At 69.1% G+C, this 17,051-nt stretch carries 15 protein-coding genes; 1 reads left to right on the forward strand and 14 read right to left on the reverse strand.

Features of this window, described 5'->3' with window-relative positions; all coding sequences use genetic code 11:
• Positions 1 to 34: 34 nt before the first annotated feature.
• The 10 genes from QTN24_RS11910 to QTN24_RS11955 all read right to left on the reverse strand — a co-directional run bounded on the left by QTN24_RS11910 (position 35) and on the right by QTN24_RS11955 (position 11,673).
• Positions 35 to 457, reverse strand: coding sequence for a hypothetical protein (locus tag QTN24_RS11910; protein ID WP_313837272.1), 423 nt, complete (start codon positions 455 to 457; stop codon positions 35 to 37).
• A 410-nt stretch (positions 458 to 867) separates the two neighbouring features.
• On the reverse strand, positions 868 to 1,911 hold the full coding sequence (locus QTN24_RS11915; protein ID WP_124682891.1) for a branched-chain amino acid ABC transporter permease: 1,044 nt from the start codon (positions 1,909 to 1,911) through the stop codon (positions 868 to 870).
• Positions 1,911 to 2,795 (reverse strand): branched-chain amino acid ABC transporter permease, encoded by an 885-nt coding sequence (locus QTN24_RS11920; RefSeq protein ID WP_124682890.1) that lies wholly within the window; start codon positions 2,793 to 2,795, stop codon positions 1,911 to 1,913. Before QTN24_RS11920 ends, QTN24_RS11915 begins: the two co-directional genes overlap by 1 nt.
• A 159-nt stretch (positions 2,796 to 2,954) precedes the next feature.
• Positions 2,955 to 4,163: an ABC transporter substrate-binding protein gene (locus tag QTN24_RS11925; RefSeq protein ID WP_124682889.1), complete on the reverse strand. Its 1,209-nt coding sequence runs from the start codon at positions 4,161 to 4,163 to the stop codon at positions 2,955 to 2,957.
• Positions 4,164 to 4,264: 101 nt separating this feature from the next.
• Positions 4,265 to 4,996, reverse strand: a complete 732-nt coding sequence (locus QTN24_RS11930) for an ABC transporter ATP-binding protein (protein ID WP_124682888.1) — start codon at positions 4,994 to 4,996, stop codon at positions 4,265 to 4,267.
• Complete coding sequence (locus tag QTN24_RS11935) at positions 4,993 to 5,766, reverse strand: ABC transporter ATP-binding protein (protein WP_124682887.1); 774 nt, start codon at positions 5,764 to 5,766, stop codon at positions 4,993 to 4,995. The genes QTN24_RS11930 and QTN24_RS11935 overlap by 4 nt, the downstream gene beginning before the upstream one ends.
• Before the next feature lie 309 nt (positions 5,767 to 6,075).
• Positions 6,076 to 7,743 carry a GMC family oxidoreductase gene (locus QTN24_RS11940; protein WP_124682886.1) on the reverse strand — a complete coding sequence of 556 codons (1,668 nt, stop codon included), beginning with the start codon at positions 7,741 to 7,743 and terminating at the stop codon, positions 6,076 to 6,078.
• An 89-nt stretch (positions 7,744 to 7,832) separates the two neighbouring features.
• Positions 7,833 to 8,744, reverse strand: coding sequence for an alpha/beta hydrolase (locus QTN24_RS11945; RefSeq protein ID WP_313837275.1), 912 nt, complete (start codon positions 8,742 to 8,744; stop codon positions 7,833 to 7,835).
• A gap of 71 nt (positions 8,745 to 8,815) precedes the next feature.
• Positions 8,816 to 9,223 (reverse strand): Cu(I)-responsive transcriptional regulator, encoded by a 408-nt coding sequence (gene cueR / locus QTN24_RS11950; RefSeq protein WP_124682884.1) that lies wholly within the window; start codon positions 9,221 to 9,223, stop codon positions 8,816 to 8,818.
• A complete protein-coding gene (locus QTN24_RS11955) occupies positions 9,220 to 11,673 on the reverse strand; it encodes a heavy metal translocating P-type ATPase (protein WP_313837278.1) in 2,454 nt (817 codons plus the stop codon). Before QTN24_RS11955 ends, cueR begins: the two co-directional genes overlap by 4 nt.
• A 172-nt stretch (positions 11,674 to 11,845) precedes the next feature.
• Between QTN24_RS11955 and QTN24_RS11960 the strand changes: the two genes are divergently transcribed.
• Positions 11,846 to 12,046 carry a heavy-metal-associated domain-containing protein gene (locus QTN24_RS11960; protein ID WP_124682882.1) on the forward strand — a complete coding sequence of 67 codons (201 nt, stop codon included), beginning with the start codon at positions 11,846 to 11,848 and terminating at the stop codon, positions 12,044 to 12,046.
• Positions 12,047 to 12,094: 48 nt separating this feature from the next.
• On the opposite strand, the gene QTN24_RS11965 is transcribed toward QTN24_RS11960, so the two are convergent.
• The 4 genes from QTN24_RS11965 to QTN24_RS11980 form a co-directional block, all read right to left on the reverse strand.
• On the reverse strand, positions 12,095 to 12,823 hold the full coding sequence (locus QTN24_RS11965; protein ID WP_124682881.1) for an OmpW/AlkL family protein: 729 nt from the start codon (positions 12,821 to 12,823) through the stop codon (positions 12,095 to 12,097).
• A 288-nt stretch (positions 12,824 to 13,111) separates the two neighbouring features.
• Positions 13,112 to 14,059, reverse strand: coding sequence for a delta(1)-pyrroline-2-carboxylate reductase family protein (locus QTN24_RS11970; RefSeq protein ID WP_409559014.1), 948 nt, complete (start codon positions 14,057 to 14,059; stop codon positions 13,112 to 13,114).
• Positions 14,060 to 14,116: 57 nt separating this feature from the next.
• On the reverse strand, positions 14,117 to 16,354 hold the full coding sequence (gene pbpC, locus QTN24_RS11975) for a penicillin-binding protein 1C (RefSeq protein ID WP_313837284.1): 2,238 nt from the start codon (positions 16,352 to 16,354) through the stop codon (positions 14,117 to 14,119).
• A gap of 9 nt (positions 16,355 to 16,363) precedes the next feature.
• Entirely contained in the window at positions 16,364 to 17,050 is a 687-nt protein-coding gene (locus tag QTN24_RS11980; RefSeq protein WP_409559015.1) for a lysoplasmalogenase, read from the reverse strand.
• Position 17,051: the final 1 nt, after the last annotated feature.

Consider the following 17,051-nt stretch of genomic DNA (forward strand, 5'->3'; position numbering starts at 1 on the left):
CCGGAGCGGACGGTCGATGACGATGACGGGCCGGTCAGCCGAGTTGCTTGGGCGTCGGCAGGAGGCTGCGGGTCCAGAGGCCGTCGGCATCGCGCCGAAAGCCGTCGGGTGCCTGCGCGGCGTCGGCCACCAGCGTCGGGGCCAGCCGGATATGGCGGATGCCATGGGCGCGGCACCAGTCGGCCAGCTCGGCGCAGCAGGCGTCGCGCCATGCCTCGGCGGCTTCCGCCGGATCGGCGGGCGGCCACCATTCGGCCACCATCGCCACCCGGCCCCCCAGCGCCAGGCTGTGGACCAGCGTGACCGGCATCAGGCAGACCGGCTGCCCGGAACTGGTGCGACCCACCAGGCACAGCCCCTCACCGCCCTGCGCCAGCAAGGCGTCGAGCGACAGCCGCCGGGCGCGCGCCTCGGGCACTGGCAACGGCGCGCGGGCCTGCAGCCAGGCGTCCAGCAATGGACCGTCGGCGCCAGTCGCGGGATGTACCCGATACGGCACTTGATGGGATGGGGAAACGTCGGATGGGGTGGACATGGCCGGGCCGGAAGATGCAGCCGGGCATTGTCGCACGCGGGCTGGCGGCCGGTCATGCCGAAGATGCATCGGCGGCACATGGGGCGGAGGGGTGGCGATGCGGGGCGCCGGAAATGAAAAAGGCGTTGCCAGGGATCACCCAGCAACGCCTCTTTATCGTATTGGCTGCTGCTACCCGACACCGGGTGCGCGCCTGTCGTCTCCTCGCTTCCGCCTCCAATTAACCTGCGAAAACCGTATATGCAATGTAACGAAGCGGTGCGTATGAAACAAGTCAGCAATAACCCTAGCCCCAAAATCGGGCATGTCGCCCCATCTCCACTCGCCGCCAGCTACTTGTGACCCGGCTTGCGGCTGGTCAGGGCGATCAGCTCGCCCATGATGCCACGCCGGAACGTCAGCACGCAGATCACGAAGATGATGCCGGTCACCATGGTCACGGACTCGCCCAGCGAATTGAACCAGGACACGCCGGTCAGGTTGGCCAGGAAGGCGCCGATGTCGCCGAGCTTGTTCTCCAGCGCCACGATCACGAACGCGCCGACGATCGGGCCCGACAGCGTGCCCAGGCCGCCCACCAGCGTCATCAGGATCACCGAGCCCGACATCGACCAGTGCACGTCGGTCAGCGTGCCAAAGCCCAGCACCAGCGCCTTGATCGCGCCGGCCAGGCCCGACAGCGCGGCGGATATCACGAAGGCCAGCAGCTTGAAGCGGTCCACGTCGTAGCCCAGCGAGATGGCGCGCGGCTCGTTCTCGCGGATCGCCTTCAGGATCTGGCCGAACGGCGAGTGCACGGTGCGCACGATCAGCGCGAACGCGGCCACGATGATGACCAGCGCCACGTAGTACAGCGTCATGTCGTCAGACAGCGGCAGCACGCCGAACAGCTTGCCGCGCGGCACGCCCTGCAGCCCGTCCTCGCCGCCGGTGAACGGCGCCTGGAGGCAGACGAAGAACAGCATCTGGGCCAGCGCGAGCGTGATCATCGAGAAATAGATGCCCTGGCGGCGGATGGCCAGCCAGCCCACCACGAGCCCGATGACCGCGCCGGCCAGCGTGCCGAACAGCAGGCCCAGCTCCGGCGTCACGCCCCACACCTTCATTGCGTGGCCGGCCGCGTAGCCCGCCCCGCCGAAGAATGCCGCGTGGCCGAACGACAGCAGCCCGGTAAAGCCGATCAGCAGGTTGAACGCGCACGCGAACAGCGCAAAGCACAGCACCTTCAACACGAACACCGGATACGCCCCGGCCAGCGGCGCCACGATCAGCCCCAGCAACAGCAGGCCGTACAGCACCTTCTTCTGCACGCCCGTCCCTTCCCTGAAGCCCTTGGCCTCGACTGCCACGGCAGTCTGTCCCGTCTGCCCGCTCATCACTTTTCCCTCCCGAACAGCCCGGCCGGGCGCAGCATCAGCACGATCACCATGATGAAGAACACCACGGTCGACGATGCCTCCGGATAAAACACCTTGGTCAGCCCCTCGACCACGCCCAGCCCCAGGCCGGTGATGATCGATCCCATGATCGAGCCCATGCCGCCGATCACCACCACCGCGAACACGATGATGATCAGGTTCTGGCCCATCAGCGGCGATACCTGGATCACCGGCGCGGCCAGCACGCCGGCAAACGCAGCCAGCGCCACGCCGAAGCCGTAGGTCAGCGTCACCATCAGCGGCACGTTGACGCCGAACGCCTCCACCATCTTGGGGTTCTCGGTGCCGGCGCGCAGGTACGCGCCCAGCTTGGTCTTCTCGATCACGAACCACGTGGCCAAGCACACCACCACCGACGCCGCCACCACCCACGCGCGGTAGTTCGGCAGGATCATGAAGCCCAGGTCCGTGGCGCCCTGCAGCGCGTCCGGCGGCGAATAGGGCAGCCCCGACACACCGTAGATCGACCGCAGCACGCCCTCGATGACCAGCGTGATGCCCAGCGTCAGCAGCAGGCCGTAGATGTGGTCGAGCTTGTAGATCCAGCGCAGCATCGTCTTCTCGATGATCACGCCGATCACGCCCACCACGATGGGCGACAGCGCCAGCATCACCCAGTAATTGAGTCCGGCGTACTCCATGCCCGCCCAGGCCAGCACGGCCCCGAGCATGAACAGCGCGCCGTGCGCGAAGTTGATCACGTTGAGCAGGCCGAAGATCACGGCCAGCCCCAGGCTCAGCATCGCGTAGAAAGCACCATTGACCAGCCCAAGCAGCAGCTGGGACAGCATGGCGGGTAGCGGAATTCCGAAAATGTCCATGGGCGTCGATTGCCTGTCTGTTTCTCCCCGCTCCCTGAGGGCGCGGGGTCGGGGGCGAGGGCCGGCGGCTCAAATGGCGACAAGTCGCACCCAAACCGCCCTGCCCTCATCCCCAGCCCCTCTTCCGCGTGGCGGGAGAGGGGAGCCACACCTCACGCCTTACTTCTTCAGCACCGAGCACTTCGACTCGGCCACGGTGGTGAAGGCCTGGTCGCCCGGGATCGTGGTCACGACCTTCATGTAGTCCCAGGGCTTCTTGGAGTCGGCCGGGGCCTTGACCTGCATCAGGTACATGTCGTGCACGTAGCGGCCGTCGGCGCGGATCTGGCCCTTGCTGTAGAAGTCGCTCAGCTTCATCTTCTTCAGCTCGGCCATGACCTTGTCCGGATCGTCGGTCTTGGCGGCTTCCACGGCCTTCAGGTAGTTGCTGACGGACGAGTAGTCGGCGGCCTGCAGGCTGCTCGGCATCTTCTTCATCTTGCCGAAGAACCGGTTGGCAAACTTGCGCGTGTCGTCGTTCATGTCCCAGTACCAGCTGTCGGTCATCAGCAGGCCCTCGGTGTTCTTCAGGCCCAGGCTGTGCACGTCGTTGATGAACATCAGCAGGCCGGCGATCTTCATGTTCTTGGTGATGCCGAATTCCTTGGCGGCCTTGATCGAGTTGATCGTGTCGCCGCCGGCATTGGCCAGGCCCAGGATGTCCGCCTTGGACGACTGCGCCTGCAGCAGGAACGACGAGAAGTCAGACGCCGACAGCGGATGGCGCACCTGGCCCACCACCGTGCCGCCGTTGGCCTTCACCACGGCCGCCGTGTCGCTTTCCAGCGAATGGCCGAACGCGTAGTCGGCGGTCAGGAAGAACCACTTCTTGCCGCCCTGCTTGACCACCGCGCTGCCGGTGCCCTTGGCCAGCGCCACCGTGTCATAGGCGTAGTGCACCGTGTACGGCGAGCATTCCTCGTTGGTCAGGCGTGCCGTGCCGGCGCCGATGTTGATGTAGACGCGCTTCTTTTCCTGCGCCACCTTGTTCATGGCCAGCGCCGTGGCCGAGTTGGTGCCGCCGATCAGCACGTCCAGGCCCTGCTGGTCCATCCATTCGCGCGCCTTCGACGCGGCGATGTCGGCCTTGTTCTGGTGGTCGGCCGAGACCAGCTCGATCGGCTTGCCCAGCACCTTGCCGCCGTGGTCCTCGATCGCCATCTTGATGGCTTCCAGGCCGCCCGGGCCGTCGATGTCGGCGTACAGGCCGGACAGGTCGGTGATGTAGCCGATCTTGACCGTATCGTTGGTTACCTGCGCCGAAGCGCTGCCCGCGAATGCACCAAGGACAGTTGCCGCCACTGCGACGGCCAGCCGAGTCATCTTCATGTTGTGTCTCCTGAGTTGCGGCGGCGCGCTGCGCCACCCGTTCCTGCCAATCGTTGACGACGACAAATCGTGCGACCCTGGCGCGGGATGCGCGCAGTGGGTCAGACCCCTAGCAGTTCATTGAGCACAGGCATCTTGGCCTGCAGCTCGCTGGCGGCAAAGCGCTCGACGATGGCGCCGTGCTCCATCACGTAGAAGCGGTCGGCCAGCGGCGCGGCAAAGCGGAAGTTCTGCTCCACCATCACCACCGTGTAGCCCTTCTTCTTGAGCATCAGGATCATCCGCGCCAGCGCCTGCACGATCACCGGCGCCAGCCCCTCGGATATCTCGTCGAGCAGCAGCAGGTTCGCGCCCGTGCGCAGGATGCGGCCCACGGCCAGCATCTGCTGCTCGCCGCCTGAGAGCCGCGTGCCCTGGCTCTGCCGGCGCTCGCGCAGGTTCGGGAACATCTCGTAGATCTCGGCCTCGCTCATGCCCGGCGTGTCGCCGTTGCCGGACCCCTTGAGCACCGGCGGCAGCAGCAGGTTTTCCTCGCACGACAGCGACGAGAAGATCGCGCGCTCTTCCGGGCAGTAGCCAATGCCGTAGTGGGCAATCTTGTGCGTGGGCAGGCCGATGGTTTCCTGGCCGTTGACCTTGATCGATCCCTTGCGGGTGCCGGTCAGGCCCATGATCGCGCGCAGCGTGGTGGTGCGCCCGGCGCCGTTGCGGCCCAGCAGCGTGACCACTTCGCCACGGTTCACGGTCAGGTCCACGCCGTGCAGGATGTGCGACTCGCCGTACCAGGCGTGCAGGTCCTTGATTTCCAGTGCGGGAGTGTTGGCCGTCATCAGTGCGCTCCCTGCAGTTCGGCGTCGACGGTGCCCATGTAGGCTTCCATCACGCGCGGGTCTTTCGACACGTCGGCGTACGGCCCCTCTGCCAGGATGGCGCCGCGCTGGAGCACCGTGATGGTGTCGGCAATCGACGACACCACGTTCATGTTGTGCTCGACCATCAGGATGGTGCGCCCGGCCGATACCTTCTTGATGAGCTGCGTCACGCGGTCCACGTCTTCGTGGCCCATGCCCTGCGTGGGCTCGTCCAGCAGCATCAGCTCGGGCTCCATCGCCAGCGTGGTGGCAATCTCCAGCGCGCGCTTGCGGCCGTACGGCAGGTTGACGGTGGTGGTCTCGGCGAATTCGGTCAGGCCCACCTGGTCCAGCAGCTCCATGGCGCGCGCGTCGAGCACATCCAGCGACCGCTCGCTGCGCCAGAACTGGAACGCGGTGCCCAGCTGGCGCTGCAGCCCGATGCGCACGTTCTCGCGCACGGTCAGGTGCGGGAACACGGCGGAGATCTGGAACGAGCGGATCACGCCGCGCCGGGCAATCTGCGCGGGCTTCTCGCGCGTGATGTCGACGCCGTTGAAAAGGATGGTGCCCGTGGTGGGCTCCAGGAATTTGGTCAGCAGGTTGAAGCAGGTGGTCTTGCCCGCGCCGTTGGGCCCGATCAGTGCATGGATCGAGCCGCGACGCACGCGCAGGTTGACGTCGCTCACCGCCGTGAACCCCTTGAATTCCTTCGTGAGGTTCTTCGTTTCCAGGATGATTTCCTGAGTCATAGTCTCCTGCCCGCCCTCTTGCTGCATGCCGGGTTGTGCCCGGCTACTGACAATGGTTCGAACTCCGGCGCTTTGTCGCCATGGTTGCCGCGTTATAGGTGTGTGGGAACGGTGCGGCTGCCGTGTCGGCCGGTGCGCCAAGTGAAGGTGGCGGCACCGTATACCGGCGACTATTGTGTGCGCCTGCTGCGTCGCAAAACATCGGGGTTTGCACTAGGCTTAATACATTCCCGATGCCGCGCGAATCCGGTGTGCGGAGCCGCACCGACGCCCCCCGCGCTGCCTTGCGCCGGGTATCGTGGAAGACCCCTAGGCCGACACCGGCGCGACGATTTCGGGCGCATTTGCTGCACCGCTCGCGCGCGCCTTGCGGTCGGCGCGGATCATGTCGCTGGCGCGCTCGGCGATCATGATCGTGGGCGAGTTGGTATTGCCCGACGTGATCAGCGGCATGACCGACGCATCCACCACGCGCAGCCCGGCAATGCCGCGCACGCGCAGGCGGCTGTCGACCACTGCGTCGGCGTCATCGGCGGCCCCCATGCGGCAGGTGCCCACCGGGTGGAAGATCGTCGTGCCGATCGCGCCGGCCGCCTCGGCCAGCTGCTCGTCGGTCTGGAACGCGGCGCCGGGCAGCCATTCCGACGGCTGGTACGGCGCCAGCGCCGGCGAGGCGACGATGCGCCGCGTGAGCCGGATCGAGTCGGCCGCGACCTTGCGGTCCGCGTCCGTGGACAGGTAGTTCGGCGCGATGCGTGGCGCGCGCCGGAAGTCGGCATCGTCGATATGGACACTGCCGCGCGACGTGGGCCGCAGGTTGCAGACGCTGGCCGTGAACGCGTTGAACGCGTGCAGCGGATCGCCGAACTTGTCCAGCGACAGCGGCTGCACGTGATATTCGACATTGGGACGCGCCTGGCCCTCGTCGCTGCGCGCGAACGCGCCAAGCTGCGACGGCGCCATGCTCATCGGCCCGCTCTGGTTGAACGCGTACTGCAGCCCGATGCCGAGCTTGCCCCACCACTTCGACGCGCGCGTGTTCAGCGTCCGCACGCCCTGCACCTTGACCACGGTGCGCAACTGCAGGTGGTCCTGCAGGTTCTCGCCGACGCCGCGCAGCGCATGGCGCACGCGGATGCCCAGCGCCTGCAGCCGCTCGGGCTGGCCGATGCCGGACAGCTCCAGCAACTGCGGCGAATTGATCGCGCCGGCCGCCAGGATGACTTCCTCGGTGGCGCGCGCCTCCAGCGGCTGGCCGCCGCCCACGTACTGCACGCCGGTGCAGCGGCGGCCGTCGGGCGTATCGAACACCAGCCCGCTGACCTGCGCGCCGGTCACGATGGTCAGGTTGGGCCGCTCGGCGGCCTTGCGCAGGAACGCCTTGGCCGTGTTCCAGCGGATGCCGCGCCGCTGGTTCACCTCGAAATAGCCCACGCCGAAGTTGTCGCCCCGGTTGAAGTCGTCGGTGCGCGGAATGCCGGCCTGCTCGGCGGCGTCGATGAAGCGCTCCAGGATGTCCCAGCGCAACCGCTGCGCCTCCACGCGCCATTCGCCGCCCGCGCCGTGGTACGCGTTGGCGCCGCGGTAGTGGTCCTCGCTGCGCTTGAACAGCGGCAGCACGTTGTCCCAGCGCCAGCCGTCGTCACCGGCAATGCGCGCCCAGTCGTCGTAGTCCTCGCGCTGGCCGCGCATGTAGATCATGCCGTTGATCGACGAGCACCCGCCCAGCACGCGCCCGCGCGGGTAGCCCAGCGAGCGGCCGTTCAGGCCCGCTTCCTCGACCGTGCGGTAGAGCCAGTCGGTGCGCGGATTGCCGATGCAGTAGAGATAGCCGACCGGGATGTGGATCCAGTGGTAGTCGTCCTTGCCGCCCGCTTCCAGCAGCAGCACGTTGACATCGGCGTCCTGCGTCAGGCGGTTGGCCAGCACGCAGCCGGCCGAGCCTCCGCCCACGATGATGTAGTCGTACGTCTCCATGTCCCTAGCTTCCTTTGCCGGCCCTGAGGGCCCCGGATTTTTCTTGTTGGAATGCCGGGCATCATCGCACGTCTGGCGCGCCGCTGTCGTCAGGGCTTTGCCGGAGCCTCCAGGTGGCGCCGCAGCCAGTCGGCCAGTGCCGCAAGCACCTCGCCACGCAGCGGCTCGGCCTCGTTGAAGATCTCGTGGTAGCCGGTGTCGAACCAGACCATCTCGCGCAGGTCCTCGGGCGTGCTGGCAAAGAAGCTGCGGCTGCCCTGCGGGTCGACGATGCGGTCCGCGCCGCCCACCAGCATCAGCATCGGCGCCTCCAGCCGTGGCGCGTCGGCCTGGGCCTGCGCCATGCCGCGGATCATCGACTCCAGCACACAGGCGCTGATCGTGCCCTGCACGAGCGGGTCGGTGCGATAGGCGCGCGCCACTTCCACGTCATGCGACAGCAGCCGTGCGTCGATGGGATTCGGCACACGAATATTCGGCGCCAAAGCCAGCAACACACGATGCATCGTGAGCATACTATTGGAAATCTTCAGCGCCAGCGCCGGCGACGACAGGATCAGCGCGCGGATCGGCCGCACGCGCGCCGTGGCAAAGCGTCCCGCCACCAGCCCGCCCATGCTGTGGCCCAGCAGGATCGGCAATTCGTGCCACTGCCGCACCGCCGCGTCGTGGATTTCGGCCAGATCGTCGAGATAGCTGTCCGGGCCCGGCACCACCATGCGCGGGCCGCCGCTGGCGCCATGGCCGCGATGGTCGTAGGCGCGCACGCGCAGGCCCAGCGCCAGCAGCGCCGCCGCCACGTGGGCGTAGCGCCCGCTGTGCTCGGCCAGCCCATGCACCAGCAGCACCGTACCGAGCGGCGCCGGATAGCGCTGCGGATCGGGCAGCCAGGTGCGCAGCAGCAGTTCGGTGCCGTCGCGCATGCGCTGGCGCGACTCCACGGCGGCGGGCGCGGCCGGGGCGGTATCGGACGGGTGCGTGGCCATCACAGGTTGATCCATGCCGGGGGTCTCCTCGTGGTCCCTGCTTGCGGTGCGGGGTAAGGCAAGGTGCCGGTGCGGGCTGGCGCGGCCTAGCGGTGGCAGGACGGACAGTCCGACGCCATGTCCGACAGGATCGGGCAGTCGGGCCGGTCGTCGCCGCTGCACGCCTCGGCCAGCGCGCGCAGCGTGTCGCGCATCGCGGCCAGTTCGGCAATCTTCACTTCCAGGTCCGCCACGTGCCGCAGCGTCAGCGCCTTCACGTCAGCGCTGGCCCGGCCGCGGTCCTGCCAGAGCGACAGCAGGTTGCGGATCTCGTCGAGCGAGAAGCCGAGATTACGGGCGCGCCGCACGAAGCGCAAGGTGTGCACCGCCCGGTCGTCGTAGCGCCGGTAGCCGCCCTCGGTGCGCGGCGGCGCCGCCACCAGCCCGATCGATTCGTAGTGCCGGATCATCTTCGCGGACACGCCCGAGGCGTCCGCCGCTTCGCCGATATTCATCGCGTCTCCCTGGTATCCGCCGGATGCCAGCGCCGCAGCAGCAGCGCGTTGCCGACCACGCTGACGCTGGAAAACGCCATGGCGGCGCCGGCCACCACGGGGTTGAGCAGGCCGGCCACCGCCAGCGGAATGCCGATCACGTTGTAGATGAAGGCCCAGAACAGGTTCTGCCGGATCTTGCGCACGGTCCGGTGCGACACGGCCAGCGCGTCGGCCACCAGCGCCGGGTCGCCGCGCATCAGCGTGATGCCGGCCGCGTGCATCGCCACGTCGGTACCGGTGGACATGGCGATGCCGACGTCGGCCGCCGCCAGCGCCGGGGCGTCGTTGATGCCGTCGCCCACCATCGCCACGACGGCCGCGCCATCGCGCCGCAGCGCCGTGACGCGCGCCGCCTTGTCCTGCGGCAGCACCTCGGCCTGCACGTCGTCCAGGCCCAGGGCCTGGGCCACATGCGCCGCCGCCCCGGCGTTGTCGCCGGTCAGCATCACGGTGCGGATGCCGGCCGCGCGCAGCCGGGCGATGGCAGCCGCCGCGCCGGGCTTCAGCGCATCGCCAAACGCCACGAGGCCCAGCAGCACGTGCCGCGCCGGATCGACCAGCCACGACACGGTGCGCCCCTCGCCGCGCAGGCGGTCGGCCTGGGCCTGCAGCGGCCCGGCCGGCGCGTCCAGCGACACGCGCAGCGCCTCGCTGCCCAACTCCAGCGGCTGTCCGTCGACGATACCGGCGATGCCACGGCCCGGCAGCGCGCGCACATCGCTGGCAACCGGCGCCGCCACGCCGCGCGCGGCGGCCAGCGCCACCACGGCGCGCGCCAGCGGATGCTCGCTGCCCGCCTGCAGCGCCGCCAGCCGCGCCAGCAGGCCGGCCTCGTCGCCATCCGCCGCGTGCAGTGCGACGACCTCGGGCCTGCCAACGGTCAGCGTGCCGGTCTTGTCGAACGCCACCACCGACACGCGATGCGCCACTTCCAGCGCCTCGGCGTCCTTGATCAGGATGCCGGCGCGCGCGCCGGCCCCAGTACCGGCCATGATCGCCGTCGGCGTGGCCAGCCCCAGCGCGCACGGGCAGGCAATCACCAGCACGGCCACGGCGTTGAGCAGCGCCTGGCTCCAGTCGCCCGCCACCACGCCCCAGCCCAGCAGCGTGACCAGCGCGATGCCCAGCACCACGGGCACGAACACGGCACTGACGCGGTCCACCATGCGCTGGATCGGCGCCTTGGCGGCCTGCGCGTGTTCCACCATGCGGATGATCCGCGCCAGCACCGTCTCGGCGCCCACGGCCACGGTGCGCGCCACCAGCAGCCCTTCGAAATTGATCGCGCCACCGGTCAGCCGATCTCCCGGCTGCTTGGGCACCGGCACCGATTCGCCGGTCAGCATCGATTCGTCGGCGTGGCTGGTGCCCTCCACCACTTCCGCATCGACCGGAATCCGCTCGCCGGGCCGTACGACGATGGCGTCGCCCACGCGCACGTCGGCCAGCGGCACCGTGTGTTCCACACCATCGCGACGAACCCGCGCGGTATCGGGCCGCAGCGCGGCGAGCGCGCGGATGGCGTCGGCGGTCTGGCGCTTGGCGCGGACTTCGAGCCATTTGCCAAGTCGCACCAGCGTGATGACCACGGCGGCGCTTTCGAAATAGAGATGCGGCATGGCGTCGCCGGCCTGCAGCAGTTGCCAGACCGACAGCGCGTACGCCGCCGACGTACCCAGCGCCACGAGCAGGTCCATGTTGCCCGCGCCGGCCCGCACGGCCTTGTAGCCGGCCTTGTAGAAGCGCCAGCCGAACACGAACTGCACCGGCGTGGCCAGCACCCACTGCACCCAGCCGGGCAGCATGGCGTGGATGCCGAACCAAGCAAGCACCATCGGCGCCACCAGCGGCAGCGACAGCGCAGCGGCGATGCCCACCGGCCACGGCCCGGACCAGAAATCGACACGCGCTGGCGCCTCGCCCTGCCCCGGCGCGGCCGGGTCCACCACGGGCCGGGCGCCGTATCCGGCGCGCGTCACCGCCGCCGCCAGCTGGGCCACATCGGCCGTGCCGCGCAGGACCGTGACGGTCGCCCGTTCGGTCGCCAGGTTGACCTGGGCCGCCTGCACGCCGGGCACGGCGCTCAGCGCGCGCTCCACGCGGCCCACGCACGACGCGCAGGTCATGTCGGCGATGTCCAGTTCCACTTCGTCGCGCGGCACGTCGTAGCCGGCGTCGGCCACGGCCTGGGCCGCTGCCGCCAGCGCGGCGCCGTCACGGGCGTGCAGCGTGGCCTGCTCGGTGGCCAGGTTGACGGCCACGTCTTGCACGCCGGGCACCTTGGCCAGCGCGGTTTCCACGCGGCGCACGCACGACGCGCAGGTCATGCCCTCGACAGGCAGGCGCCATTCGGCAAGCGGTTCGGCCGCGGCGGGGGCGGATTGCAGGGTGGATGCGGAAGTCGACATGGAAGCGGTTCGGCAAGGGCGCGGGGCGCGATGCATGCACTGTGGACCTTACCATCATTGGAAGGTCAAGGTGCGCGGCGGGACGACGGCGGGCTTGCGCTTCCCATGGTGGGAAGGTTCATACTCCGTTGCGTTACCTTCTTCCCTATCCACGTCACCAAGGAGTCACACGATGATCCAGTTCCAGGTCGAAGGCATGTCCTGCAATCACTGCGTCGGCGCCATCACGCGCGCGGTGCAGGCGGTGGACCCGGCCGCGCAGGTCTCGGCCGACGTGCCGTCGCAGTCGGTCAAGGTCGAATCGGCGGCCGACCGCCACGCGCTGCAACAGGCCATCGAGACAGCCGGCTACCCGGTCAAGTCGGCGGCATGAAAAAAGGGCACCCTCGGGTGCCCTTCCTGTTTCTGGTCCCGGCCGGGATCAGAACTTGTAGCCGACGTTCAGGAACGTGACCACCGGATCGATCTTGATCTTGGTGTGCGACTCGACCTTGGCGCCGTTCGGCAGCGTGGTCGTGAAGTGGGCCGTGCTGGAGATCGGCACGTACGACACCGAGAAACCGACGAACCACTTCTCGTTGATGGCGTAGTTGGCGCCGACGTTGAACACCGGGTTCCACGACGAGCTGGCCGTGGCCGACATCCGCGCGCCCGGCGCGAATTCCGCGTTCACAAAGCCCTGATTGGTCACCGTCTCGCTCGTAAACCACGTGTAGTTCACGCCGATGCCGACGTACGGGCGGAACTTGGTCTTGGCGTCGAAGAAATGCCACTTGGCGACGATGGCCGGGCTCCACTGGCGCACTTCGCCCAGCTTGCCGTACTTGGCGTAGTCGCGGTCGCCGCTGACGTCGTGCTTCGGCGGAATGCCCAGCACGAACTCGGCCGAGATGTTGTCGGTGAAGAAATGCGCGAACGTCAGGCCGGCTGTGTCGGCCGTGTCGATCGATGCGCCCGTGTTGGGACGCTGCACGCCGCCGGTGGGGCGGCCCGCGATCGAGTCGATCGTCAGGAATTGCGAATCGCCGGTGGGCATCACCCGCATCCAGCCCAGGCTCACGATGTTGCTGCCCGCGGACTGGGCCTGTGCGGCGCCAGCCAGTGCCATGGCGGCGCCCGCCATCAGCATCTTCTTATAGATCTTTTTCATTGTTCCTCTTACTCCATCCTCTTTGGAATACCACCACTGCAGGCGGCAATTATCCTGCCTGGCTCTCTCGGACTGTTTCAAACACGGGACGCGATGATAGAAGAAATGCCCTAAAGGCAGGGTTAACCCAAAAGATGGCGAATGAATTTCGCCAATTTGCATGCAAAACGACGCGCCGGCGCAACGGTCGCGTTTCACAAATGAAAAACCACTCGTCAAGAATGGTTTTGTTGCTGGATACCCGGCGCTGAAACACCCGTTCGGAATGGTCCGAAAGCCGGTTGGGCGTCACCTGCCGCTGGCGAGGATGCAGGCGGCGAGGTCCCAGAGCGCATAGCCGACGCTCTTGAACACCAGCGGACTGCCGGCGCGCGCCCGCAGCGCGTCGGCCTGCAGGATGGCGGTCTCGAACGGCTGCACGGTCTGCCAGTCGATGCCAGCCTGCAGCAGGTCGCCCGCCTCGTCCTCGATGCCGAACAGCGTGTCCGCAAGCAGCCGGCCGGCGGCCGAAGCGGTGCGACACAACTGCGGCGGCAGCTCGCACATGTCGGGCCGGAACGCGCCCACGGCGGCCACGAAGTGCCGATCGCTCCACAACCCGCTATCGAGGTCCGGCAGCACCGGCGACCGGCTCGACGTCACCGTGACGACCATCGACACACGCGGCAGCACGGCCGCCACATCGTCCACGACCTCGGCAGCCACGCCCAGCAGCCGGGCCTGCGCGGCCAGCGCCTCGGCCTTGTCGCGCGTGCGCGATTGCAGCCAGACCTTGCGCACCGGCAGCCCGGCGATGAACGCTTCCAGATGGGTTTGCGCCTGCACGCCGGCGCCGACGATCAGCAGTTCGCCGTCGAGATCCGGCGCGAACGACTGCGCGGCCAGCAGCGACACGGCGGCGGTGCGCCGGCCCGTGACGGTCGGGCCGTCCAGCATCGCCACGCGCTGGCCGGTATGGGCGTCGGCCACCAGCACTTCGCCCAGGATGTTGGGCAGGCCACGCGACGGGTTGTCCGGATGGACCGTGATGTTCTTGGTCATCACGATGTCGCGGTTGCAGGCCGGCATCACCAGCAGCGTGCCCTGCCCCTGCGCGGCGTCGCCCACCGGCAGGGCGATGCGCGGCGGCGCCATGGCCGTGCCGGCGCGCAGTTCGCCGAGCATCGACGCGATGGCCCGGGCCAGTTCGGGATACGGCAGGCGGGCCGCCGTGGCGGCGGCATCGAGGACTAACAACTGGGCAGTCATGGGCGTCGGACGTGAGCGGTTGGAAGCGCCATTGTCGCGCACCGCTCAGCGCACCGGCGCGCGCGGCGCCGACACCTTCTGCAGGGCCGGCTTCGGCGCCACCCCGTCGCGCACCGTGGCGCCGCGCACCTCGATGCCGATCTCGTGCACCACCTGCCCGCGCGCGTCCACCAGCGCCACGCGATGGCGCCCAGGCCACGGCAGCCACGCCACCTGCCCGCCCTTGCCCAGCGGCTGGCCGTCCAGGCGCCAGCTCACGGCGTCGGCGGTCTGGCCGGTCAGCCCGTCGGCGTGGAACCACACGCGCTGCGCCGCTGGCGGAATGTCGGGATCGAGCGCGAAGATCGTCCCGTCGGCGGGGCTGGCGATGGCTGGCGTGCCCTGCGACTTGCCGGGCTTGCCCACGCCCACGCGCTGCATCGTCGTGCCGGCCAGGAACACTTCCTCGCGCGCCGGCTCCAGGCCGTCTTCGAACTGCAGCGTGACGCGCTCCACGCCCCCGGGCATGGCCGGCGCCCGGCTCGGCGTGCCGCGATGCAGCGCCTCCATGACCTCGTGCCACACCGGCGCCGCGCCAGAGACGCCCGACACGTCGTGCATGGCCGCGCCGCTGGCGTTGCCGACCCACACGCCCACCGTGTACCGCTGCGACCAGCCGACGCACCAGTTGTCGCGCATGTCCTTGCTGGTGCCGGTCTTCACGGCGGTCCAGAAGCGCGTGGTCAGCGGGCTGTCGAGCCCGAACGTCCGCGCCCGGGCATGGCGATCGGCCAGCACGTCGCCAATCACGTACGCCGCCGCCGGCGACATCACCGCGCGCGACGCCGGCCGCGGCCCATCCATCGCCATGCGCGGCGGTGCGTAGGTGCCCGCATTGGCGAAACTGCGATAAGCGTTGGTCAGCGACAGCAGCGACACATCGGCGCTGCCCAGCGCGAGGCTGTAGCCGTAGTAGTCGCCCGACTGCGTCAGCGGCAGCCCCAGCGACACCAGCCGCCGATGAAAGCGGTGCGGCGTGACCATCACGAGCGTGCGCACGGCCGGCACGTTCAGCGACGACCCCAGCGCCGCGCGCAGGCTGACCCAGCCCGCGTAGCGATGATCGTAGTTCTGCGGAATGTAGAGACCGCCGCCGGTGGGCAGGTTCACCGGCCGGTCGTCCAGCAGCGACGCCGCCGTCAGCCGCCGCTCCTCGATCGCCTGTTCGTAGAGAAACGGTTTCAGCGTCGATCCGGCCTGCCGCAGTGCCGCCGCGTGGTCCACTTCCGCCGCCGCCGACAGCGCGCCCGACGAGCCGACATAGGCCACCACGTCGCCGCTGGCGTTGTCGATGACCACCACGGCGCCGTCCTCGACATTGCGCCCGGCCAGTTCGCGCAGGTGGTGCGCCAGGCTGTCGGCGGCTACGCGCTGCATGGCCGCGTCCAACGTCGACACGATGCGCGCCGGCGGGGCCGTGCCAGCCGGCGTGGCCGCCCGGGCGCGCGTCACCAGCAGCCGTGCCAGATGCGGCGCAAGGTTGGCGTCGCGGCGCGCGTGCATGCTGTCGGCGCCCGCCCGGGTCGACTTCGCCAGCACCAGCGCGGTGAAGCCGTCGAGCCCGTCGCACTCGCGCGGCTGCCGCATCTCGCGCAGGATGCCGCATGCCCGGCGGGCCACCTGCTGCGCCGACGCATTCGGACTGCGCACCAGCGCCACGGCCACCGCCGACTCGCGGGCATCGAGACCGCTCGGCACCTTGCCGAACAGCGTCTGCGACATCGCCGACAGCCCTACCAGTTCGCCGCGGTACGGCACGAGGTTCAGATAGGCTTCGAGGATCTGGTCCTTGCTCCAGCCGCGTTCCAGCGACGACGCGCTGATGGCCTGCCCCACCTTCTGCCCGAAGCTGCGCCCGCCACGGGCGCGCAGGTCGTCGTCGAGCAGCCCGGCCAACTGCATCGTCAGCGTCGACGCGCCGCGCGTGCGCGTGTTCCAGAGGTTGGCCCACGCCGCCGCGGCCACGCCCTGCCAGTCCACGCCGCTGTGCGCGTAGAAGCGCCGATCCTCGGACAGCACGATGGCGGTGCGCAGCGCGGGCGATGTATCGGCCAGCGTCACCCAGTCGCCGCGCCGTGCCTGGAAGTCGTCGCGCACGCGTGCCACGGGCTGCCCGTGCCGGTCGGTCACGACGATGTCCGCGCTGCGCCAGTTGCCGCGCACCTCGCGGAACGTGGGCACGGCCTGGGCCACCGCCGCCCACAGCAGCAGCACGCCCGCCAGTGCCCAGGTGCCTCGCTTCATGTCACACCCTCACTCGCCGCGCCCCGCCACCACGCCCGCCACCAGCAGCACCTGCGCGATGGCATAGGTCCACCAGATGCCAAGCTGGTACGTGTCGAACGGCGACAGGAAGCGCGCCGTGCCGATCAGCGCATCGGACATCACGAAGCACAGCGCCCCGATGGCCGCCAGTGGCGTGGGCAGCCGCGCCAGCAGCGCCGCGCACGCCATGGCCGCCAGCACGCCGATGTAGGCCACCACGGGCCACGTCAGCGGGCCCAGGTTCGGCCAGAAGCGGCCCAGCAGCGCACCCGCCGCGCCGATCACCAGCCCGCAGCCAACCAGCCGGTGCGGCCGCAGGTCGGCGCCGAGCGGCACGAACAGCCGCAGGTAGGCCAGGTGCGCCATCAGGAAGGCGCCCAGCCCGCCGATGAACGAGATCCTCAGGCCCGGCATCGCCAGCAGGAAGTCGCCCAGGCCCGAGAACACCAGCGCGGTCACCAGCCAGCGCCGCTCGGGCCGGGGCCGGTGGAACCACGCCGCGCGCGCCAGCAGCAGCGCCATCGCCGTCTTCCACACCGGCTGGTAGGCAATCTGGCCGGTCAGCGGCGTGCCGGCCGGCAATTCGAGCGACACCTGGAACAGCAGCACGCCGTAGGTCACACCGGCCAGCACACCGGCGAACCACCATTCGCGCACGCGCGGGGGCATCCGCATG

The sequence above is a fragment of the Cupriavidus sp. SZY C1 genome, assembly GCF_032190535.1.
Lineage (GTDB): Bacteria > Pseudomonadota > Gammaproteobacteria > Burkholderiales > Burkholderiaceae > Cupriavidus > Cupriavidus pauculus_C.